We start from the raw sequence: 22,457 nt of genomic DNA, 5'->3' as shown, positions 1-22,457 counted from the left end.
TATGGCAGAAATCAAGAACTACACGCTGAACTTCGGCCCGCAGCACCCCGCCGCGCACGGCGTGCTGCGCCTGGTGCTGGAGCTGGACGGCGAGGTGATCCAGCGTGCCGACCCGCACATCGGCCTGCTGCACCGCGCGACCGAGAAGCTGGCCGAGACCCGCACCTACATCCAGGCGCTGCCGTACATGGACCGCCTGGACTACGTGTCCATGATGTGCAACGAGCACGCCTACTGCCTGGCCATCGAGAAGCTGCTGGGCATCGAGGTGCCGGTGCGCGCGCAGTACATCCGCGTCATGTTCTCCGAGATCACCCGTCTGCTCAACCACCTGCTGTGGCTGGGCGCGCACGGTCTCGACTGCGGCGCGATGAACATGCTGATCTACTGCTTCCGCGAGCGGGAAGACCTGTTCGACATGTACGAGGCGGTGTCCGGCGCGCGCATGCACGCGGCGTACTTCCGCCCGGGCGGCGTGTACCGCGACCTGCCGGACAGCATGCCGCAGTACCAGGCCAGCCGCGTGAAGAACGAGCGCGACATCAAGCGCCTGAACGAGAACCGCCAGGGCACGCTGCTCGACTTCGTCGAAGACTTCACCAAGCGCTTCCCGCACTACGTGGACGAGTACGAGACGCTGCTGACCGAGAACCGCATCTGGAAGCAGCGCACCGTGGGCATCGGCGTGGTCACGCCCGAGCGCGCGCTGAACCTGGGCTTCACCGGCCCCATGCTGCGCGGCTCCGGCATCGCCTGGGACCTGCGCAAGAAGCAGCCGTACGACGTGTACGGCCAGATGGAATTCGACATCCCGGTCGGCAAGACCGGCGACTGCTACGACCGCTACCTGGTGCGCGTGCAGGAGATGCGCGAGTCCAACAAGATCATCCAGCAGTGCGTGGCCTGGCTGCGCGCCAACCCGGGCCCGGTGATCACCGACAACCACAAGGTCGCGCCGCCCAGCCGCGAGTCCATGAAGTCCAACATGGAAGAGCTGATCCACCACTTCAAGCTCTTCTCCGAGGGCATGCGCGTGCCCGAGGGCGAGGCCTATGCCGCGGTGGAGCACCCCAAGGGCGAGTTCGGCATCTACATCGTGAGCGATGGCGCCAACAAGCCCTACCGCCTGAAGATCCGCCCGCCGGGCTTCGCCCACCTCGCCGCGATGGACGAGATGTCCCGCGGCCACATGATTGCCGACGCCGTGGCCGTCATTGGAACCATGGACATTGTTTTCGGGGAGATCGACCGATGATTTCCGACGCCACCCGTGCGCGTTTCGACCGCGAGGTCGCCAAGTACCCTGCCGACCAGCGACAGTCGGCCGTGATGGCCTGCCTGGCCATCGTGCAGCAGGAGCAGGGCTGGGTCAGCCAGGATGCCGAGCGCGAAATCGCCGAGCACCTGGGCATGCCCGAGATCGCGGTGCGCGAGGTCACGACCTTCTACAACATGTACAACCAGCGGCCGGTGGGCAAGTACAAGCTCAACGTCTGCACCAACCTGCCGTGCCAGCTGCGTGATGGCGCGAAGGCGCTGCACCACCTGGAGCACAAGCTGGGTGTCGCCATGGGCGAGACCACGGCCGACGGCCTGTTCACCCTGCAGCAGAGCGAGTGCCTGGGCGCCTGCGCCGACTCGCCGGTGATGCTGGTGAACGATCGCACCATGTGCAGCTTCATGAGCAACGACAAGCTCGACCAGCTGATCGACGGACTGAGGAAGGCGGAGCAGCAGTCATGACCCCGCAGCAAGTTCTTTCCCAATTCCAGGCCACCGGGGTGCAGACCTGCTTCCACGGCCGCCACATCGAGCCGCAGATCTACGCCGGCCTGGACGGCACCAACTGGCGCCTCAAGGACTACGAGGCGCGCGACGGCTACAAGGCGCTGCGCAAGATCCTCTCGGAGGGCCTGACGCAAGACCAGGTCATCGCCACCGTCAAGGAATCCGCCCTGCGCGGCCGCGGCGGCGCGGGCTTCCCCACCGGCCTGAAGTGGTCCTTCATGCCGCGCCAGTTCCCGGGTCAGAAGTACCTGGTGTGCAACTCGGACGAGGGCGAGCCGGGCACCTGCAAGGACCGCGACATCCTGCAGTACAACCCGCACATCGTCATCGAGGGCATGATCATCGCCGCCTTCGCGATGGGCATCTCCGTGGGCTACAACTACATCCACGGCGAGATCTTCGACACCTACGACCGCTTCGAGGAAGCGCTCGAAGAGGCGAGGGCGGCCGGCTACCTGGGCAACAACATCATGGGCTCCACGTTCAGCTTCCAGCTGCACGCGGCCCACGGCTTCGGCGCCTACATCTGCGGCGAAGAGACCGCCCTGCTGGAATCGCTGGAGGGCAAGAAGGGCCAGCCGCGCTTCAAGCCGCCGTTCCCGGCCAGCTTCGGCCTGTACGGCAAGCCCACCACGATCAACAACACCGAGACTTTCGCGGCGGTGCCCTGGATCATCCGCAACGGCGGCCAGGCCTACCTCGAGTGTGGCAAGCCGAACAACGGCGGCACCAAGATCTTCTCGGTGTCCGGCGACGTGGAGATGCCCGGCAACTACGAGATCCCGCTGGGCACCCCCTTCTCCAAGCTGCTCGAGCTCGCCGGCGGCGTGCGCGGTGGCAAGAAGCTCAAGGCCGTGATCCCCGGCGGATCGTCCTCGCCCGTGCTGCCCGCGGACATCATGATGTCCTGCACCATGGACTACGACTCCATCGCCAAGGCCGGCTCCATGCTGGGCTCGGGCGCGCTGATCGTGATGGACGAGACGCGTGACATGGTCGAGAGCCTGCTGCGCCTGTCGTACTTCTACATGCACGAGTCCTGCGGACAGTGCACGCCCTGCCGCGAAGGCACGGGCTGGCTGTGGCGCGTGGTGGACCGCATCCAGAACGGCCACGGCCGCCAGGCCGACATCGACCTGCTCAATTCCGTGGCCGACAACATCCAGGGCCGCACCATCTGCGCGCTGGGCGACGCCGCGGCCATGCCCGTGCGCGCCATGATCAAGCACTTCCGGCACGAGTTCGAGGCCAAGATCCAGAAAGCGACCGTCACGTCATGATTGAAATCGATCTCGACGGCCAGAAGGTGGAGATCGCCGAAGGCAGCATGGTGATGCATGCGGCCGAGAAGGCGGGCGTCTACATCCCCCACTTCTGCTATCACAAGAAGCTCTCCATCGCCGCCAACTGCCGCATGTGCCTGGTGGACGTGGAGAAGGCGCCCAAGCCCATGCCGGCCTGCGCCACGCCCGTGACCAACGGGATGATCGTGCGCACCAAGAGCGACAAGGCCATCAAGGCCCAGCAGTCGGTCATGGAGTTCCTGCTGATCAACCACCCGCTGGACTGCCCGATCTGCGACCAGGGCGGCGAGTGCCAGCTGCAGGACCTGGCCGTGGGCTACGGCGGTTCCGCCTCGCGCTACGAGGAAGAAAAGCGCGTGGTCATGCACAAGGACGTGGGCCCGCTGATCTCCATGGAGGAGATGAGCCGCTGCATCCACTGCACCCGTTGCGTGCGCTTCGGCCAGGAGCTGGCCGGCGTGATGGAGCTGGGCATGGTGAACCGGGGCGAGCACTCCGAGATCACCACCGTGCTGGGCGACACCGTCGATTCCGAGCTCTCGGGCAACATGATCGACCTGTGCCCGGTGGGCGCGCTCACGAGCAAGCCTTTCCGCTACCAGGCCCGGCCCTGGGAGATGTCGCGCCGCAAGTCGGTCAGCCCGCACGATTCCACCGGCGCCAACCTGATCGTCCAGGTCAAGAACAACAAGGTCCTGCGCGTGCTCCCGCTGGAGAACGACGAGGTCAACGAATGCTGGCTCGCCGACCGCGACCGCTTCTCCTACGAGGCGCTGCACGGCGAGGAGCGCCTGACGGCGCCCATGCTCAAGCAGGGCGGCGAGTGGAAGACCGTCGACTGGCAGACCGCGCTGGAGTACGTGGCCAACGGTCTGAAGATGGTCAAGGACCAGCACGGCGCCAAGGCCCTGGGCCTGCTGGCCAGCCCGCACAGCACGGTGGAGGAGCTGTTCCTCGCCGGCGCGCTGGTGCGCGGCCTGGGCTCCGAGAACATCGACCACCGCCTGCGCCACGCGCAGTTCGCGCCCGCCGAAGGCGTGCGCTGGCTGGGCACCACGATCGCCGCGCTGTCCTCGCTGCAGGGCGCGCTGGTGGTCGGCTCCAACCTGCGCAAGGAGCACCCGCTGTTCGCCATGCGCCTGCGCGCCGCGGCCCGCAAGGGTGCGCGCGTGGCCGTGCTGCATGACGCCGCCGACGACTGGGCCATGCCCATCGCCGCGCGCCAGGTCGTGGCCGCCGGCCAGTGGGCCCAGGCCCTGGCCGACATCGCCGCCGCCGTGGCCGCGGACAAGGGCGTTGCCGCCCCCGCCGCCGGGAACGCGACCGACAGCGCGAAGGCGCTGGCCGCCGCGCTGCTGTCGGGCGAGCGCAAGGCCCTCCTGCTGGGCAACGCCGCTGCGCACCACGCCAACGCCGCGTCCCTGCTGGCCCTGGCCAACTGGATCGGCGCGCAGACCGGCGCGACCGTGGGCTACCTCACCGAGGCGGCCAACACCGTGGGCGCGCAGCTGGTCAACGCAGTGCCCGGCGCCGGTGGCCTGAACGCCGGCCAGATGCTGGCGGGCGGCCTCAAGGCCGCCATCCTGCTGAACACCGAGCCCGCGTTCGACGCCGCCAACGGCGCCGCCGCGCGCGAAGGCATCAACAAGGCCGAGATGGTCGTCACGCTCAGCCCGTTCAAGGCCAACATGGACATCAGCGACGTGCTGCTGCCCATCGCGCCGTGGACCGAGACCCCCGGCACCTTCGTCAACGCCGAAGGCCGGGTGCAGTCCTTCCACGCCGTGGTCAAGGCGCAGGGCGAATCCCGCCCCGCCTGGAAGGTGCTGCGCGTGCTGGGCAACATGCTGGGCCTCGCCGGTTTCGACTTCGAGTCCGCCCAGGACGTCCTGGCCGCCGCGCGCGGCAAGGCCGACCTGGAGCAGCCCCTGGTGCAGGGCGGCAAGCTGTCCAACGCAACCGCGGCCGCGATCGACCTGTCGGTCACGCCGGGCCGTCCCGCTGCGGCTTCGATCTACCAGCTCGACGGCATCGTGCGCCGCGCGCCTTCGCTGCAACTCACGGCCGATGCCCGCAGCGCGGCGCCGGTCCGTGAAGGAGTCCCCGCATGATCGACCAGCTCTACGGCTTCGGCAACGGCCTGATCGCGGCGCCCTGGTGGACCGCGATGGGCTGGCCCACGGTGTGGGCCCTGATCAAGATCATCGTGGTGGTGGCGCCGCTGATGGGCGCCGTGGCCTACCTCACGCTCTGGGAGCGCAAGGCCATCGGCTTCACGCAGATCCGCGTGGGCCCGAACCGCATCGGGCCCTCCGGCCTGCTGCAGCCCATCGCCGACGCGCTCAAGCTGCTCACCAAGGAAATCATCCTGCCGACGGTGGCGAGCAAGGGCCTGTTCCTGCTCGGCCCCATCATGACCATCATGCCGGCGCTGGCCGCCTGGGCGGTGATCCCCTTCGGCCCTGAAGTCGCGGTGGCGAACGTCAACGCCGGCCTGCTGTTCCTGATGGCGATCACCTCGCTCGAGGTGTATGGCGTGATCATCGCGGGCTGGGCGTCCAACTCCAAGTACGCCTTCCTGGGCGCGCTGCGCGCCTCGGCGCAGATGGTGAGCTACGAGATCGCCATGGGCTTCGCCCTGGTGGTGGTGCTCATGGTGACCGGCAGCCTGAACATGACCGACGTGGTGATGGGCCAGGCCAAGGGCCAGTTCGCCAGCATGGGCGTGGGCATCCTCTCCTGGAACTGGCTGCCGCTGCTGCCGATCTTCGTCGTCTACTTCATCTCCGGCCTTGCCGAGACCAACCGCCACCCCTTCGACGTGGTGGAAGGCGAGTCCGAGATCGTCGCCGGCCACATGATCGAGTACTCGGGCATGAGCTTCGCCATGTTCTTCCTGGCGGAGTACGCCAACATGTGGCTGGTCTCCATCCTGGCCGTCGTCATGTTCCTGGGCGGCTGGCTGCCCCCGTTCGCCGCGCTCGCCTTCATTCCCGGCTGGATCTGGCTGGGCATCAAGACCTTCATGGTCGTGACCATGTTCCTGTGGGTGCGCTCGACCTTCCCGCGCTACCGCTACGACCAGATCATGCGCCTGGGCTGGAAGATCTTCATCCCTGTGACCCTCGTCTGGCTCGTTGTGGTCGGCCTCTGGATGCAGACGCCCTACAACATCTGGAATTAAAGCGGACTCGTCATGTCCACCCAAACGCTGAACCCCACGCCGGCCTTCTCGCTGAAGGACTTCCTGTCGAGCTTCGCCCTGATCGAACTGTTCAAGGGCATGGCGATCACCGGGAAGTACATGTTCTCCCGCAAGATCACCGTGCAGTTCCCGGAGGAGAAGACGCCGCTGTCGCCCCGCTTCCGCGGCCTGCACGCGCTGCGCCGCTACGAGAACGGCGAGGAGCGCTGCATCGCCTGCAAGCTCTGCGAGGCCGTGTGCCCCGCGCTCGCGATCACCATCGAGTCCGACCAGCGCACCGACGGCACCCGCCGCACCACGCGCTACGACATCGACCTGACCAAGTGCATCTTCTGCGGCTTCTGCGAGGAAAGCTGCCCGGTCGACTCCATCGTCGAGACGCACATCCTCGAGTACCACGGTGAGAAGCGGGGCGACCTGTACTTCACCAAGGACATGCTGCTGGCCGTCGGCGACCGCTACGAGCCGGAGATCGCGGCCCGCAAGGCGCAGGACGCCAAATACCGTTGATCGCCATGGACATCCGAACCGGTTTCTTCTACCTCTTCTCGGCGCTGCTGCTGGTCGCGGCCTTCCGTGTGATCACGGCCCGCAACCCGGTGCACGCCGCGCTGTTCCTGGTGCTGTCCTTCTTCCAGGCCGCCGCGGTCTGGATGCTGCTCAAGGCGGAGTTCCTGGCGATCTCGCTGGTGCTGGTCTACGTGGGCGCCGTGATGGTGCTGTTCCTCTTCGTCGTGATGATGCTGGACATCGACATGGACAGCCTGCGCGTGGGCTTCTGGAAGCACTTCCCGCTGGCCGCCAGCGTGGGCGTGCTGATCGTGCTGGAGATGGCCGGCGTGCTGATGGCCGGCTTCCGTCCCGAGGAGCCGCGCCCCATGCCAGCCGTGGCCCAGGCCGCCGCCGCCGGTGCGCAGTACTCCAACACCAAGGAACTGGGCAAGCTGATCTACAGCCAGTACCTGTACCCGCTGGAGATCGCGGCCGTGCTGCTGCTGGTCGCCATCGTGGCCGCCATCGCGCTGACCCTGCGCCAGCGCAAGGACAGCCGCGCCATGGACCCCTCGCTGCAGGTGCGCGTGAAGGCGCGCGACCGCCTGCAGATCGTGAAGCTGCCGCCCACGGTGGCGGCGCCGCAGCCCGTCGCGGCCGCCGTGGAGAACAAGGCATGACGCTCACCCTGGGCCACTTCCTCTCGCTGGGCGCGATCCTGTTCGCGCTGTCGGTGATCGGCATCTTCCTGAACCGCCGCAACCTGATCGTGCTGCTGATGGCGATCGAGCTGATGCTGCTGGCGGTGAACATGAACTTCGTCGCCTTCTCCTACTACCTGGGCGACATGCACGGCCAGGTGTTCGTGTTCTTCATCCTGACGGTGGCTGCCGCCGAATCCGCGATCGGCCTGGCCATCCTGGTGCTGCTGTTCCGCAACAAGAACAACATCAACGTGGACGAACTGAACACCCTCAAGGGTTAAGACAACAATGAGCCAGACCCTCAACGCCTCCACGCTGCTGGCCGTGCCGATGGCGCCCCTGGTGGGCGCCGCGCTCGCGGGCATCCTGGGCACCAGCTTCGGCGGCAACGTCATCGGCCGCCGGCTCTCGCACACCTTCACCATCCTGGGCGTGCTGGTGGCCTTCCTGCTCTCGGCCATGACGCTGCGCAGCGTGGCCATGGACGGCGCCCGCTTCAACGAAACCCTCTACCAGTGGATGGTGGTCGGCGGCCTGAAGATGGAAGTCGGCTTCCTGATCGACGGCCTCACCGCCATGATGATGTGCGTGGTGACCTTCGTCTCGCTGATGGTCCACATCTACACCATCGGCTACATGGAAGAGGACGAAGGCTACAACCGCTTCTTCTCGTACATCTCGCTGTTCACCTTCGCCATGCTGATGCTGGTGATGAGCAACAACTTCCTGCAGCTGTTCTTCGGCTGGGAAGCGGTGGGCCTGGTGTCCTACCTGCTGATCGGCTTCTGGTTCACCAAGCCCAGCGCGGTCTTCGCCAACATGAAGGCCTTCCTGGTCAACCGGGTGGGTGACTTCGGCTTCATCCTGGGCATCGGCCTGATCGCCGCCTACGCCAACACCCTGTCCTACGCGGAGACCTTCGCCAAGGTGGGCGAGCTGGCCAAGATCGGCTTCCCGGGCACCGACTGGATGCTGGTCACCGTGATCTGCATCTGCCTGTTCATCGGCGCCATGGGCAAGAGCGCGCAGTTCCCGCTGCACGTGTGGCTGCCTGATTCGATGGAAGGCCCGACGCCCATCTCCGCGCTGATCCACGCCGCCACCATGGTGACGGCCGGCATCTTCATGGTGGCGCGCATGTCGCCCCTGTTCGAGCTGTCCGACACCGCGCTGAACTTCATCCTCGTGATCGGCGCCATCACCGCGCTCTTCATGGGCTTCCTGGGCATCATCCAGAACGACATCAAGCGCGTGGTGGCGTACTCCACGCTCTCGCAGCTGGGCTACATGACGGTGGCGCTGGGCGCCTCGGCCTATTCGGTGGCCGTGTTCCACCTGATGACGCACGCCTTCTTCAAGGCGCTGCTGTTCCTGGGCGCGGGCTCGGTCATCATCGGCATGCACCACAACCAGGACATCCGCTGGATGGGCAACGTGCGCAAGTACATGCCCATCACCTGGATCACCTCGCTGCTCGGCTCGCTGGCCCTGATCGGCACGCCCTTCTTCGCCGGCTTCTTCTCCAAGGACAGCATCATCGAGGCCGTGGGCGAGAGCCACCTGCCGGGTGCGGGCTTCGCCCACTTCGCGGTGCTGGCGGGCGTGTTCGTCACGGCCTTCTACTCGTTCCGCATGTACTTCCTGGTCTTCCACGGCAAGGAACGCTACGACCAGAACCCGGATGCCCACCACGCCCACTTCTCGGACGAGGAGCCCGACCACCAGCCCCACGACGGGCACCACGGGCACGACGACCATGGCCACGGCCACGATGCGCACGGCCACCACGAGCCGCACGAGTCGCCCTGGGTGGTGACGGCACCGCTGCTGCTGCTGGCGGTGCCCTCGGTGGTGATCGGGTTCTGGGCCATCCAGCCGCTGCTGTTCGGCGACTTCCTGAAGGATGCGATCTTCGTCAATGGCGAACTGCACCATTCCATGGAAGCGCTCAAGGAAGAGTTCCACGGCCCGGTGCAGATGGCCCTGCACGGCTTCCTGGGCGCGCCCTTCTGGCTGTCGCTGGCGGGCGTGGTCAGCGCCTGGTACATGTACCTGGTGAACCCGCGCGTGCCGGCCGCGATCAAGCGCGCCGCGCAGCCCATCTACACCCTGCTCGAGAACAAGTACTACATGGACTGGTTCAACGAGAACGTCCTCGCGCGCGGCGCCCGCCTGCTGGGCACCGGCCTGTGGAAGGGCGGCGACCAGGCCGTGATCGACGGTGCCTTCGTGAACGGCAGCGCGCGCAGCGTGGGCTGGGTCGCGGGGATCGTGCGCTGGTTCCAGACGGGCTACATCTACCACTACGCGTTCGCGATGATCGTGGGCGTGTTCGTCCTGATGACCTGGTTCGTCTGGTGGCCCGGCCGATAAGAACAAAGAACGGAAAGAAGAAACAATGGGTTTGCTGAGCCTTGCCATCTGGACGCCGATCTTTTTTGGCGCCGTGCTGCTCGCGCTGGGGCGGGACGACCAGGCCCGGGCGGTTCGCTGGATCGCGCTGATCGGCGCGCTGGTGAGCTTCCTGGTGACCATTCCGGTCTACACGCGCTTCGACACCACCAGCGCCGCGATGCAGTTCGCCGAGAAGGCGCCCTGGATCGAGCGCTTCAACGTCAACTACGCCCTGGGCGTGGACGGTATCTCGCTGTGGTTCGTGGTGCTCACGGCCTTCATCACGCTGATCGTGGTGATCTCGGCCTGGGAGGTGATCACCGAGCGCGTGAACCAGTACATGGGCGCGTTCCTGATCCTGTCGGGGCTGATGATCGGCGTGTTCTGCGCGCTCGACGGCATCCTGTTCTACACCTTCTTCGAAGCCACCCTGATCCCGATGTACCTGATCATCGGCGTGTGGGGCGGCCCGAACAAGATCTACGCGGCCTTCAAGTTCTTCCTGTACACGCTGCTCGGCTCGCTGCTGATGCTGATCGCGCTGATCTACCTGTACAGCGCCTCGCAGGGCAGCTTCGACATCCTGGCCTGGCACAAGCTGCCGCTGCCCATGTCGGCGCAGACCCTGCTGTTCTTCGCCTTCTTCGCCGCCTTCGCGGTGAAGGTGCCGATGTGGCCGGTGCACACCTGGCTGCCCGACGTGCACGTGGAGGCGCCCACCGGCGGCTCCGCCGTGCTGGCCGCGATCATGCTGAAGCTGGGGGCCTACGGCTTCCTGCGCTTCTCCATGCCCATCGCGCCCGACGCCGCGCATGAATACGCCTGGCTGATGATCGGCCTGTCGCTGGTGGCCGTGGTCTACGTGGGCCTGGTGGCCATGGTGCAGCAGGACATGAAGAAGCTGGTGGCCTATTCGTCCGTGGCCCACATGGGCTTCGTCACCCTGGGCTTCTTCATCTTCAACGACCTGGGCGTGCAGGGCGGCCTGGTGCAGATGATCGCCCACGGCTTCGTCTCCGGCGCCATGTTCCTGTGCATCGGCGTGCTGTACGACCGCGTGCACTCGCGCCAGATCGCTTCCTACGGCGGCGTGGTCAACACCATGCCCAACTTCACCGCCTTCGCGCTGCTGTTCGCCATGGCCAACTGCGGCCTGCCCGCGACGGCCGGCTTCGTGGGCGAGTGGATGGTGATCCTGGGCAGCGTGAAGGCCAACTTCTGGATCGGCATGGTGGCCGCCTCCGCCCTGATCTGGGGCGCCGGCTACACCCTGTGGATGTTCAAGCGGGTCTACCTGGGTCCCGTGGCGAACGACCACGTGCGCGAGCTCACCGACATCGGCAGCCGCGAATTCCTGATGCTGGCGCTGCTGGCCGTGGCCGTGCTCTACATGGGCCTGTACCCCAAGCCCTTCACCGACGTGATGGGCCCCTCGGTGACCGAGTTCCTGAAGCACGTCGCCACCTCGAAGCTGCCCGCCTGACGCCGCGCCGGAAAGAAAGCCATGCTGGATCACTTCAACCTGTTCGCCGTCGCGCCCGAGATCGTGCTGCTGGCGGCCACCTGCGTCATCGCGCTGCTGGACCTGGGGGTCACCACGCGCCTGCGCAACCTCACCTACGTGCTGTCCATGATCACCCTGGGCGTGATCGCCCTGTGGACCGGCCAGCTCGCCGCCGACAACACCACCGTCTACGGCTTCGGCAGCATGGTGGTCACCGACCCCATGGGCAACTGGCTCAAGTGCTTCGCCTCGCTGGCCATGATGGTCTGCCTGGTCTATGCGCGCCCCTACGCGGCCGACCGCGACATGATGCGCGGCGGCGAGCTGTTCACGCTCTCGCTGTTCTCGCTGCTGGGCATGTTCGTGATGATCTCGGGCAGCAACTTCCTGGTCATCTACCTGGGCCTGGAGCTGATGACGCTGAGCAGCTACGCCCTGGTGGCGCTGCGCCGTGACCACGCCACCGCCACCGAGGCGGCCATGAAGTACTTCGTGCTGGGCGCGCTGGCCAGCGGCTTCCTGCTGTACGGCCTGTCCATGCTTTACGGCGCCACCGGCTCGCTGGACATCGGCACCGTGTTCAAGGTCGTGGGCTCCGGCGCCGTGAAGCACCAGGTGATGGTGTTCGGCCTGGTGTTCATCGTCGCCGGCCTGGCCTTCAAGCTGGGCGCCGCGCCCTTCCACATGTGGATCCCCGACGTCTACCAGGGCGCCCCCACCGCCATCACGCTGATCATCGGCAGCGCGCCCGAACTGGCCGCCTTCGCGATCGCGATCCGCCTGCTGGTGGAAGGCATGCTGCCCCTGGCCATCGACTGGCAGCAGATGCTGCTCATCATGGCGATCGGCTCGCTGCTGGTCGGCAACCTGGCCGCCATCGCCCAGACCAACCTCAAGCGCATGCTGGCCTACTCGACCATCGGCCAGATGGGCTTCGTGCTGCTGGGCCTGAGCTGCGGCGTGGTCAACGGCAACACCGCCCCGGCCGCCAACGCCTACAGCTCGGCGATGTTCTACATCGTGACCTACGTGCTCACCACGCTGGCGAGCTTTGGCATCATCCTGCTGCTGGCCCGTGAAGGCTTCGAGAGCGAGGAGATCTCCGATCTGGCCGGCCTCAACCAGCGCAGCCCGCTGTACGCCGGCGTAATGGCGATCTGCATGTTCTCGCTGGCCGGCGTGCCGCCGCTGGTCGGCTTCTACGCCAAGCTGTCGGTGCTGCAGGCCCTGGTGTCCTCGCACGCCCCGGGCGCCGTGGGCGTCGCGATCTTCGCCGTGCTGCTCTCGCTGATCGGCTCCTTCTACTACCTGCGCGTGGTGAAGGTGATGTACTTCGACGAACCGATCACGGCCACCACGGTCTCGGCCCCGGCCGACGTGCGGGTGGTGCTGTCGCTGAACGGCGCCCTGGTGCTGCTGCTGGGCATCCTGCCGGGTGGCCTGATGACGCTCTGCGCCCAGGCCATCATCAAGACCCTGGCGAGCTGAGCCGGCAACCCGCGCGGCCCACGATGTCCCTCACCGCGTCGATCTGGATCATCATCGTGGCGGCCCTGGTGGCCGCCAACCTGCCATTCCTGAACCAGCGCTGGCTGGGCGTGGTGCCGCGCAGCGGGCGCAAGCCGCTGGCCCTGCGGCTGGCCGAACTCGCGGTGCTGTACGGCCTGGTCGGCGCCCTGGGCGTGGGCCTGGAGGCGCGTGCCGGGCAGGTGGCGCCCCAGGGCTGGGAGTTCTACGTGGTGACCGGCGCGCTGTTCCTGGTCTTCGCCTTTCCGGGCTTCGTCTACCAGTACCTCTGGAAGAACGACCCCCGATGAGCGAGGCCGACCCGGCCGGCCCGCACCGGCACCTCTTCGAGGAACGCCTGGACAGCCAGGACATCCTGCGGGGGAATTTCCTGCATGCCAAGCGCGACACGGTGCGCCTGCCCGACGGGCATTCGGCCACGCGCGAATACATCATCCACCCCGGCGCGGTGATGGTGATTCCGCTGCTGGACGACGGCCGGGTGGTGCTGGAGCGCCAGTTCCGCTACCCCATGGGGCGCGTGATGGTCGAATTCCCGGCCGGCAAGCTCGATGCCGGCGAGGCGGTGCTCGATTGCGCGCGCCGCGAGCTGCTCGAGGAGACCGGCTACGTGGCGCGTGAGTGGGCCCGCGCCGGCGTGATGCACCCCGTCATCTCCTACTCGACCGAGTTCATCGAGGTCTGGTTCTGCCGCGGCCTCAGCCTGCAGCAGCGCCAGCTCGATCACGGCGAATTCCTGGACGTGTTCGCCGAGTCGCCGGACTGGGTGCTGGCCGCCTGCCGCGACGGCGGCATCACCGATGCCAAGACGCTGACCGGTACGCTCTGGCTCCAGAATGTCCTGTCCGGGGCTTGGAAACTGGACTGGCGCTCATAATTCCGTGCTGTGAAGGTACTCGACCTCCAATGCACCCACGGCCACGGTTTCGAGGGCTGGTTCGGCTCCGAGGATGATTTCCAGGGCCAGCTCGCCCGCCAGCTCGTGGAATGCCCGATCTGCGGCGACACCGGCATCGCCAAGCGCCTGAGCGCGCCGCGCCTGAACCTGGGCGCCGAGGCCCCGCGCCAGCCCGTGGCGGCCACGCCCGATGCGCGCCAGCAGGCTGAATGGCTGAAGCTGATGCGCCAGGTGATGGCCAGCACCGAGGACGTGGGCGAACGCTTCGCCGAAGAAGCCCGCCGCATGCACTATGGCGAAGCTGGCGAGCGTGCCATCCGCGGCCAGGCCTCGCCGGAGGAGACCCGGGCGCTGCTGGAGGAGGGCATTCCGGTGCTGCCCCTGCCCGTGCCCAAGGCCCTCAAGGAACCCTTGCAATAGGCCTGCGACAGGCCTGCAACAGGCCTTTCAGTCACAGGGGAAAGCGATCCCCCCGTGTCAGGCCATGAACTGCAGCGCCGCCAGGCGCGCGTACATCCCGTTCGCGGCCACCAGCTGCTCGTGCGTGCCCTGTTCCACGATGCGGCCATGGTCCAGCACCACGATGCGGTCGGCCTGCTGCACCGTCGCCAGGCGGTGGGCGATCACCAGCGTGGTGCGGTCCTGCATGGCGCGCGTGAGCGCGGCCTGCACCATGCGCTCGCTCTCGGCGTCCAGTGCGCTGGTGGCCTCGTCCAGCAGCAGCAGGGGCGGGTTCTTCAGCATGGCCCGCGCGATTGCGATGCGCTGGCGCTGGCCGCCGGAGAGCCGCACCCCGCGCTCGCCCAGGAAAGTGGCGTAGCCCTCGGGCAGGGCTTCGATGAATTCGTGCGCGAAGGCCGCGCGCGCGGCCTCGCGCACCTCCTCGTCGCTGGCGTCCGGCCGGCCGTAGCGGATGTTCTCCATCGCGCTGCTGGAGAACACCACCGCCTCCTGCGGCACGATGCCCACGCGGTTTCGCAGGTCCTCCAGGGCGGCATCGGCCAGCGGCACGCCGTCCAGCAGCACGCGGCCCGACTGCGGGTCGTAGAAGCGCAGCAGCAGCTGGAACACGGTGCTCTTGCCGGCGCCGCTGGGCCCGACCAGGGCCACGGTCTCGCCGGCGGTGACCGTGAGGTTGAAGTCCTCCAGCGCGGGCTGGCCGGGGCGCGAGGGGTAGTGGAAGCGGATGTGCTCGAAGCTCACGGTGCTGCCGCGCGCCGGCGCGGGCAGGGCGACCGGCCGGGCCGGGCCCTGCACGGGCGAGCGGCTGTCCAGCAGTTCCATCAAGCGCTCGGTGGCGCCCGCGGCGCGCAGCACGTCGCCGTAGACCTCGCCCAGCACGGCCACCGCGCCGGCCAGGATGATGACGTAGACGATGGTCTCGCCCAGGTGGCCGGCGCTGATGCGGCCGGCCATCACCGCCTGCGTGCCCTGGTACAGGCCCCACAGCAGCAGCGCCGCGGTGGCGATGATGATGAAGGCCACCAGCACGGCCCGCGCCCGGGTGCGGCGCACCCCGGTCTGGAAGGTGCGCTCGGTGGCGTCGTCGAAGCGCGAGGCCTCGCGGCCCTCGGCCGTGTAGCCCTGCACCACGGGGATCGCGTTCAGCACCTCGGCGGCGATGGCGCTGGAGTCGGCCAGCCGGTCCTGGCTGGCGCGCGAGAGCCTGCGCACCCGGCGGCCGAAGGCCATGGAGGGCAGCACCACCACCACGATGATGAGCAGCACCTGCAGCATGATGTACGGGTTGGTCCAGACCAGCATGCCGATCGCGCCCAGGCCCAGCACGGTGTTGCGCAGCCCCAGGCTGAGCTGCGAGCCGACCACGGACTGCACCAGCGTGGTGTCGGTGGTCAGGCGCGAGAGCACCTCGCCCGTCTGCGTGGTCTCGAAGAACTGCGGGCTCTGCCGCAGCACGTGCGCGTAGACCGCGTTGCGCAGGTCGGCCGTCACGCGCTCGCCCAGCCAGGTCACCATGTAGAAGCGCAGGGCCGAGGAGACGCCCAGCGCCACGGCGACGGCGAACAGCTCCAGGAAATGGGTGCGCAGCGCCATCAGCTTCTCGCCCTTGGCGTCGGCCGACGCCGCCAGGCCGCCGTCGATCAGTCCGCGCAGCGCGACAGGGAAGAGCAGGGTGGTGGCCGCCGCCAGGCCCAGGAAGAGCACGGCCAGCGCGAAGCGGGCGCGGTAGGGCCGCATGAAGGGCAGCAGGCCGGAGAGGGAGCGGGGCGAGCCCCGTGCGGGCTTGGGGTCGGGCATCGCGGCAGTGTACTGAACCGTGCACCCGCACTCGGTAGTGTCCCTTGCATCGCCCCACGGCGCGCGCTGGCTCGCCAATAATGGCCGCACAGGGAAAGCGAGGGTGAAGTGATGCCCCGGCGTGCGTTGAAAGTGGCTGGCCAGGCCAGCGTCTCCACGGGCCTGCTCGCGGCGGCGCTGCTGTGCGCGGGCTGCGGTCCGTCGAACACGGCCTCGGCGGCCGACGAGCCCGGCGAATTGCAGAAGCTGCGCCTGGAGGTCGCGCACCTGCGCGAGGAGAACGCCCAGCTGCGGCTCTCGCCCGGGTTGCTGGGCCGCGAGGTCGACGAGGCACTGCGGGCGGGCGATGCGCAGCGCGTGCATGCCAGCCTGCGCACGCTGTCGCAGAATTTCCCCGTCAGCCCCGAGACCGAGACCATGACGCAGCGCGTCGCGGCCTTCGACAAGGCGCGCGACGCCCAGGCCGAGGCCGAGCGCCGGCTCGCCGCCCAGGGGCTGAAGGCGCTCCCGGTGGCGGGCACGCTCAATGCCGGCGACACCACGCTCGCGCTGTCCTCGGCGGCGCTGCTGCACCGCTGGGTGTTCGATTCCTGGGGCGAGGGCTGGCGCTTCGAGGATGCCGAGAAGCAGCACCGGCTGCTGGTGGCCCGCGTGACGGTGAGTTCGCGCCAGCGCGAGCCGGCGCTCTTCGGCCTCGCCGCCTATGTGGCCGATGGCGCCCGGCTGCGGCGCGTGGGCGAGTTGCGCTACCGGTTCTCGCGCTGGAGCGACTACGGGGCCTTCCTGGGCACCCACGCCGACTTCCGCAACGATTTCGCCCACAGCTGGCGGGTCCCGCTCACGGCGGCCGTCTCGCTGCCCGAGCAGGACCTGCAGCGCAAGCCCCTGTTCCTGGTGGCCACCGCGGAGGGCTGCCACCAGCGGGGCTACGAGCGCTTCGGCCAGCCGCCGGTCTTCTACACGCCCAAGCCCTGTGCCTCGCTCAAGGAGGTGCTGGAGCCGGGCGACTTCCTCTCCGGCAAGCTGGTGCTGCTGCGCCGGCTGGACTGAAGCCCGCGCGCGCCCCGCGCGCCGCCACCCCAGCACAAAACCAAGACCCGCGCCCGTCTGCGGATTAATTGCCGAGGCAAACAGTGACTTGACAATGTTTGTCTAGTCAAATAATATCCGGGCTCGATGGAAACCGACACCACCCCCCAGCAGCACCGGGCCCGGGCCACCGGTCCGGTGCCGGCCTTCTACGACCCCCGCACCTACCGGCCCGAGGAAAGCGTGGGCTACCTCATGCGCCAGATCCTGGACCGGGTGGCCGACGCGGTCGAGGACGAGCTCGAGCCGGAGGGCCTGACCAATTCGCAATGGCTGCCCCTGGTGAAGATGCTGATGGGCAGCAACATGACCGTCGCCGAGCTGGCGCGGCAGTGCCGCCTGGACGTGGGCGGCATGACCCGCATGCTGGACCGCCTGGAGGCCAAGGGCCTGGTGCGGCGCGAGCGTTCGCAGACCGACCGCCGCGTGGTCAACCTCGCGCTGACGCCCGAAGGCCGCGAGCGTGCGCAAAAAATCCCCGCCGTGCTCTGCGGTGTGCAGAACAACCACCTGCGCGGCTTCTCGAAGGACGAATGGGAGCTGCTGCGCGGCCTGCTGCGCCGCATCCTGGACAACGCGGTGCAGATCCGCGCCGAGCGCGACCAGGCCGCCCAAGGACAAGAACGATGAAACGCATGACCTTCCCCTTTTCCCGCCTGGCCCCCCTGGCCGCGGCGCTCGCGCTGGCCGGCTGTGCCAGCACCGGTGGCATCGCGCCCCAGGCCCAGCTGCGCAGTCCCGAATCGCTGGGCCTCGCGGCCCCGGTCGCTGCAAGCGCCCAGCCGGCCGCCCCGCTGCACGCCGACTGGTGGCGTGAGTTCGGTGACGCCCAGCTCGACGCGCTCATGGACAAGGCCCTGCAGGGCAACCCCAACCTGCGTGCGGCCCAGGCCCGCGTGGAGCGCGCCCAGGCCATGACCGGCGCCGCCCAGGCCGCGCTGTTGCCCAAGCTCGGCGGCGAGCTGGACGCGCAGCGGCAGAAGCTGAGCGCCAACAGCCTGTACCCGCCGCCCTATGGCGGCGCGGTCTTCAACACGGGCACGCTGCAGCTCGCCGGCAACTGGGAGATCGATTTCTTCGGCAAGAACCGGGCCGCGCTGGACGCCACGCTGAATGCGGCGCAGGCCGCGCGCGCCGACGCGGACGCCGCCCGCGTGCTGCTCTCCACCAACGTCGCGCGCGCCTGGTTCCAGCTCGCCCGCATCGACGACCAGCTCGAGGTGGCGCGCCGCACCCTGGCCCAGCGCGAGGAATCGCTCAAGCTGGTGCAGGACCGGGTGCACGCGGGCCTGGACACCACGCTGGAGCTGCGCCAGAGCGAAGGCTCGCTGCCCGAGGCGCGGCAGCAGATCGAGGCCCTGTCGGAGCAGGCCGAGATCGCGCGCCACGCGCTGGCCGCGCTGGCCGGCCTGGGCAACCAGCCCCTGCAGGCCTCGCCCAGCCTGGCGACCGCGCGCCGCCTGGGCCTGCCCGCCGCGCTGCCCGCCGACCTGCTGGGCCAGCGCGCCGACATCGCCGCCGCCCGCTGGCGCGTGGAGGCCGCGGGCGCCGAGATCCGCAACGCACGCGCGCAGTTCTATCCCAACGTGAACCTGGTCGCCTTCGCCGGCCTCTCCAGCTTCGGCCTGGACCGCCTGCTGCACAGCGGCAGCGAGCAGTGGGGCGTGGGCCCGGCCATCCGCCTGCCCATCTTCGAGGGCGGCCAGCTGCGGGCCAACCTGCGCGGCAAGTCCGCCGACTACGACGCCGCCGTCGAGAGCTACAACGCCGCGCTGCTGGACGCGATCCGCGACACGGCCGACCAGGTCAGCAGCAGCCGCTCCATCGAGCGCCAGCAGGCCGAACAGCAGCAGGCGGCGAAGGCCGCCGAGGACGCCTACCAGATCGCAGTGCAGCGCTACAAGGCCGGCCTGGGCACCTACCTGAACGTGCTGAGCGCGGAAACAGCGGTGCTGGCGCAGCGCCGCCTCGCGGTGGACCTGGCCGGCCGCGCGCTGGACACGCAGGTCTCGCTGGTGCGCGCGCTGGGCGGCGGCTGGCAGCCGGCCGCCCCGGCCGCCGGCACCGACCTCGCCGCCCGCTGACGCAGAACCCGAACACGCAAGCCCGCCAGAACAGACAGAAACAAGGAAGTCCCATGAGCAACGACAACGCCGCCGCCGCCCGCCCCGCCGCGCCCGAGCCGACCGCGCCCAACACCCGCCGCCGCAAGGCCCTGCTCTCGATCGCCGCGGTGGTCGTGATCGGCGGCCTCTCCTGGGGCGCCTACGAGTGGCTGGTCGCCAGCCACTACGAGTCCACCGACAACGCCTACGTGCAGGGCAACGTGGTGCAGATCACGCCGCAGATCGGCGGCACGGTGCAGGCCATCTACGCCGACGACACCGACTACGTGAAGGCCGGCCAGCCGCTGGTGCAGCTGGACCCGGCGGACGCCAAGGTCGCGCTGGACCAGGCCGAGGCCAACCTCGCGCAGACGGTGCGCCAGGTGCGCACCCTGTACGCCAACAACGGCTCGCTGGCGGCGCAGGTGTCGCTGCGCGAAGCCGACGTGGCCAAGGCGCAGGCCGAGGTCGCCCGCGCCGGCGACGACCTGGCGCGCCGCCAGTCGCTGACCGGCAACGGCGCGGTCTCCAAGGAGGAGATCGAGCACGCCCAGGCCCAGCTCACGGCCGCGCGCAGCGCCCTGGCCGCGGCCCAGGCCGGCGTCACCGCCGCGCGCGAACAGCTCACCAGCAACCAGGCCATGACCGAAGGCACCAGCGTGGAGCAGCACCCCAGCGTGCAGGCCGCCGCCGCCAAGGTGCGCGAAGCCTGGCTGGCCTCGCAGCGCGCCGCGCTGCCGGCGCCGGTGGACGGCTACGTCGCCAAGCGCACCGTGCAGCTGGGCCAGCGCGTGGCCGCCGGCACGCCGCTGATGTCCATCATCCCGCTGCGTGAAGTGTGGGTCGACGCCAACTTCAAGGAAAGCCAGCTGCGCCAGATCCGCATCGGCCAGCCGGTCGAGCTCACCGCCGACGTGTACGGCAAGAAGGTCGAGTACCACGGCAAGGTGGCAGGCCTGGGCGCGGGCACGGGCTCGGCCTTCGCGCTGCTGCCGGCGCAGAACGCCACCGGCAACTGGATCAAGGTGGTGCAGCGCGTGCCGGTGCGCGTCGCGCTGGACCCCAAGGAGATCGCCGAGCATCCGCTGCGCGTGGGACTGTCCATGGACGCCGAGGTCGACGTGCACACCCAGGACGGCAAGAGCCTGGCCGAGGCGCCGCGCAACGCCGCCGTGGCCCAGACCCAGGTCTTCGGCAGCGCCGACAAGGGCGCCGAGGCCGAGGTGCGCCGCGTGATCGCCGCCAACCTCGGCCGTGCGCCCGCGATGGCCGCGGCCTCGGCAGGCTCCAAGGCCCCGGCCGCCCAGCCCGCCACCGACAACGTGGTCGCCCGCGCGGCCGCCGCCAGCGCCGCCCACTGACATGGCGCAGGCACAGCAACAGCCGCTGCAGCCGCTGGAGGGCAGCGCGCGCCTGTGGGGCACCATCGCCCTGTCGGCCGCGACCTTCATGAACGTGCTGGACAGCTCGATCGCCAACGTGTCGCTGCCGGCGATCGCGGGGGATCTGGGCGTGAGCCCGAACCAGGGCACCTGGGTCATCACCAGCTTCGCCGTGTCGAACGCGATCGCCGTGCCGCTCACGGGCTGGCTGTCGCAGCGCTTCGGCCAGGTGCGGCTCTTCGTGGCCAGCATCCTGCTGTTCGTGGTGGCGTCCTGGCTGTGCGGCTTCGCGCCCAACATGGCCATGCTGATCGCGTTCCGCGCGATCCAGGGCTTCGTGGCCGGCCCCATGATCCCGCTGTCGCAGTCGCTGCTGCTGTCCAGTTACCCGCGCGCCAAGGCGGGCCTCGCGATGGCCCTGTGGGGCATGACCACGCTGGTCGCGCCCGTCACCGGGCCGCTGCTGGGCGGCTGGATCACCGACAACCTGAGCTGGCCGGTGATCTTCTACATCAACATCCCGGTCGGCATCCTGTCCGCCGCCGTGACCTGGGGCCTGTACCGCAAGCGCGAAAGCGCGACGCGCAAGCTGCCGATCGACAAGGTAGGGCTGGCGCTGCTGGTGACCTGGATCGCGGCGCTGCAGATCATGCTGGACATCGGCAAGGAGAACGACTGGTTCCACTCTTCGCTGGTGGTGACGCTGGCGATCGTGGCAGTGGTCGGCTTCGCCTTCTTCCTCGCCTGGGAGCTCACGGACGAGCACCCGGTGGTGGAGCTGCGGCTGTTCCTCAAGCGCAACTTCTGGGTCGGCACGCTCTCGACCTCGATCGCCTACGGCCTGTTCTTCGGCAACGTGGTGCTGCTGCCGCTGTGGCTGCAGCAGTTCATGGGCTACACGGCGACGGATGCCGGCATCGTGATGGCGCCCGTGGGCCTGCTCGCGATCGTGCTCTCGCCCGTGGTGGGCAACACCATCGCCCGCTTCGACCCGCGCCGCTACGTGACCTTCGCCTTCATCGTGTTCTGCCTGGTGCTGTGGATGCGCTCGCACTTCAGCACCCAGGTCGACATGAAGACCATCCTGATCCCGACGGTGATCCAGGGTATCGCGATGGCCTGCTTCTTCATCCCGCTGACGACCATCACGCTGTCGGGGCTGCCGCCGGACAAGATCCCCGGCGCCTCGGGCCTGTCGAACTTCGCGCGCATCACCGCGGGCGCCTTCGGCACCTCCATCTCCACCACGCTGTGGGAGAACCGGGCCAGCCTGCACCATGCGCAGCTGTCGGAGCAGGTCAACCAGGGCAGCCAGGCCGCGCAGTCCATGATCTCGGGCCTCACGGCCTCCGGCTTCAGCACCGAGCAGGTGCTGGCGCAGATCAACCGCCTGGTCGACCAGCAGGCTTTCACGCTCGCGGCCGACGACATCTTCTTCGCCTCGGCGATGGTGTTCCTGCTGCTGATCCCGCTGGTGTGGCTGAGCCATCCGCAGCGCGGCGGCGGCGGTGCCGAGGCGGCCGCCGGGGCGCACTGACGCCGCGTTCCTACAAGCGCGAGCCCGACGGGCGCCCTAGCATGGCGCCCGTTGTCATTTCAGGGAGGTCCCCATGTCCATCCAGCACGCCGGCATCGAGCCGCGCGAGAACGACCGCATCCGCGTCGACGAAGAGTACGAGCTCAGCGCCTGGGCGCACTACTTCAACGCCAGCGAGCGCCGGGTGAAGGAGGCGGTGGCCGCCGTGGGCGACCGCGCCGTGCGCGTGCGCGAGCACCTGCGCAGCACCGAGCGCCCGCAGGCCTGAG

Annotated in this window: 21 protein-coding genes; 20 read left to right on the top strand and 1 reads right to left on the bottom strand. The window is 68.6% G+C overall.

The genetic code is table 11. The annotated features are described in order from the left end of the window. Position 1 precedes the first annotated feature (1 nt). The 14 genes from IM725_RS09300 to IM725_RS09235 are packed head-to-tail and all read left to right on the top strand — an operon-like array spanning position 2 to position 14,236. Positions 2-1,255, top strand: a complete 1,254-nt coding sequence (locus tag IM725_RS09300) for an NADH-quinone oxidoreductase subunit D (protein ID WP_193780302.1) — start codon at positions 2-4, stop codon at positions 1,253-1,255. After that, positions 1,252-1,743: an NADH-quinone oxidoreductase subunit NuoE gene (gene nuoE / locus IM725_RS09295; RefSeq protein ID WP_193780301.1), complete on the top strand. Its 492-nt coding sequence runs from the start codon at positions 1,252-1,254 to the stop codon at positions 1,741-1,743. The genes IM725_RS09300 and nuoE overlap by 4 nt, the downstream gene beginning before the upstream one ends. Beyond that, positions 1,740-3,068, top strand: a complete 1,329-nt coding sequence (gene nuoF / locus IM725_RS09290) for an NADH-quinone oxidoreductase subunit NuoF (protein WP_193780300.1) — start codon at positions 1,740-1,742, stop codon at positions 3,066-3,068. Before nuoE ends, nuoF begins: the two co-directional genes overlap by 4 nt. After that, complete coding sequence (gene nuoG, locus IM725_RS09285) at positions 3,065-5,203, top strand: NADH-quinone oxidoreductase subunit NuoG (protein ID WP_193780299.1); 2,139 nt, start codon at positions 3,065-3,067, stop codon at positions 5,201-5,203. Before nuoF ends, nuoG begins: the two co-directional genes overlap by 4 nt. Beyond that, positions 5,200-6,276, top strand: a complete 1,077-nt coding sequence (gene nuoH, locus IM725_RS09280) for an NADH-quinone oxidoreductase subunit NuoH (protein ID WP_193780298.1) — start codon at positions 5,200-5,202, stop codon at positions 6,274-6,276. The genes nuoG and nuoH overlap by 4 nt, the downstream gene beginning before the upstream one ends. 12 nt (positions 6,277-6,288) lie before the next feature. Then, positions 6,289-6,807 (top strand): NADH-quinone oxidoreductase subunit NuoI, encoded by a 519-nt coding sequence (gene nuoI / locus IM725_RS09275; RefSeq protein ID WP_193780297.1) that lies wholly within the window; start codon positions 6,289-6,291, stop codon positions 6,805-6,807. A gap of 5 nt (positions 6,808-6,812) precedes the next feature. Further along, entirely contained in the window at positions 6,813-7,469 is a 657-nt protein-coding gene (locus IM725_RS09270) for an NADH-quinone oxidoreductase subunit J (protein WP_193780296.1), read from the top strand. Further along, the gene (gene nuoK, locus IM725_RS09265; RefSeq protein WP_193780295.1) at positions 7,466-7,774 is read left to right on the top strand and encodes an NADH-quinone oxidoreductase subunit NuoK; all 309 of its coding nucleotides are present in this window, start codon (positions 7,466-7,468) and stop codon (positions 7,772-7,774) included. Before IM725_RS09270 ends, nuoK begins: the two co-directional genes overlap by 4 nt. A gap of 7 nt (positions 7,775-7,781) precedes the next feature. Further along, a complete protein-coding gene (nuoL, locus tag IM725_RS09260) occupies positions 7,782-9,866 on the top strand; it encodes an NADH-quinone oxidoreductase subunit L (protein ID WP_193780294.1) in 2,085 nt (694 codons plus the stop codon). A 25-nt stretch (positions 9,867-9,891) separates the two neighbouring features. Then, positions 9,892-11,370, top strand: a complete 1,479-nt coding sequence (locus IM725_RS09255; protein WP_193780293.1) for an NADH-quinone oxidoreductase subunit M — start codon at positions 9,892-9,894, stop codon at positions 11,368-11,370. Between the two features lie 21 nt (positions 11,371-11,391). After that, the gene (gene nuoN, locus IM725_RS09250; RefSeq protein WP_193780292.1) at positions 11,392-12,879 is read left to right on the top strand and encodes an NADH-quinone oxidoreductase subunit NuoN; all 1,488 of its coding nucleotides are present in this window, start codon (positions 11,392-11,394) and stop codon (positions 12,877-12,879) included. A gap of 23 nt (positions 12,880-12,902) precedes the next feature. Then, positions 12,903-13,208, top strand: a complete 306-nt coding sequence (locus IM725_RS09245; protein ID WP_193780291.1) for a DUF2818 family protein — start codon at positions 12,903-12,905, stop codon at positions 13,206-13,208. Next, complete coding sequence (locus IM725_RS09240; protein WP_193780290.1) at positions 13,205-13,795, top strand: NUDIX domain-containing protein; 591 nt, start codon at positions 13,205-13,207, stop codon at positions 13,793-13,795. Before IM725_RS09245 ends, IM725_RS09240 begins: the two co-directional genes overlap by 4 nt. A gap of 9 nt (positions 13,796-13,804) precedes the next feature. Continuing rightward, complete coding sequence (locus IM725_RS09235; RefSeq protein WP_193780289.1) at positions 13,805-14,236, top strand: DUF1178 family protein; 432 nt, start codon at positions 13,805-13,807, stop codon at positions 14,234-14,236. Between the two features lie 57 nt (positions 14,237-14,293). Here IM725_RS09235 and IM725_RS09230 read toward each other — a convergent pair whose 3' ends face one another. Beyond that, entirely contained in the window at positions 14,294-16,075 is a 1,782-nt protein-coding gene (locus IM725_RS09230) for an ABC transporter transmembrane domain-containing protein (RefSeq protein ID WP_193780288.1), read from the bottom strand. A 126-nt stretch (positions 16,076-16,201) separates the two neighbouring features. Between IM725_RS09230 and IM725_RS09225 the strand changes: the two genes are divergently transcribed. The 6 genes from IM725_RS09225 to IM725_RS09200 all read left to right on the top strand — a co-directional run bounded on the left by IM725_RS09225 (position 16,202) and on the right by IM725_RS09200 (position 22,456). Continuing rightward, positions 16,202-17,125, top strand: coding sequence for a hypothetical protein (locus IM725_RS09225; RefSeq protein ID WP_193780287.1), 924 nt, complete (start codon positions 16,202-16,204; stop codon positions 17,123-17,125). Between the two features lie 126 nt (positions 17,126-17,251). After that, the gene (locus IM725_RS09220) at positions 17,252-17,794 is read left to right on the top strand and encodes a MarR family winged helix-turn-helix transcriptional regulator (protein ID WP_193780286.1); all 543 of its coding nucleotides are present in this window, start codon (positions 17,252-17,254) and stop codon (positions 17,792-17,794) included. 5 nt (positions 17,795-17,799) lie between these two features. Further along, entirely contained in the window at positions 17,800-19,248 is a 1,449-nt protein-coding gene (locus IM725_RS09215) for an efflux transporter outer membrane subunit (protein ID WP_407692514.1), read from the top strand. A 53-nt stretch (positions 19,249-19,301) separates the two neighbouring features. Continuing rightward, entirely contained in the window at positions 19,302-20,630 is a 1,329-nt protein-coding gene (locus IM725_RS09210; RefSeq protein ID WP_193780284.1) for an efflux RND transporter periplasmic adaptor subunit, read from the top strand. A 1-nt stretch (position 20,631) separates the two neighbouring features. Next, positions 20,632-22,188 (top strand): DHA2 family efflux MFS transporter permease subunit, encoded by a 1,557-nt coding sequence (locus IM725_RS09205; RefSeq protein WP_193780283.1) that lies wholly within the window; start codon positions 20,632-20,634, stop codon positions 22,186-22,188. A 73-nt stretch (positions 22,189-22,261) separates the two neighbouring features. Continuing rightward, positions 22,262-22,456: a DUF3606 domain-containing protein gene (locus tag IM725_RS09200; protein WP_193780282.1), complete on the top strand. Its 195-nt coding sequence runs from the start codon at positions 22,262-22,264 to the stop codon at positions 22,454-22,456. The last annotated feature ends 1 nt before the right edge of the window (position 22,457 follow it).

Source organism: Ramlibacter aquaticus, from assembly GCF_015159745.1.
Lineage (GTDB): Bacteria > Pseudomonadota > Gammaproteobacteria > Burkholderiales > Burkholderiaceae_C > Ramlibacter > Ramlibacter aquaticus.
The sequence above is the reverse complement of the archived record's forward strand: the minus strand, read 5'-3'. Positions and strand labels throughout refer to the sequence as shown.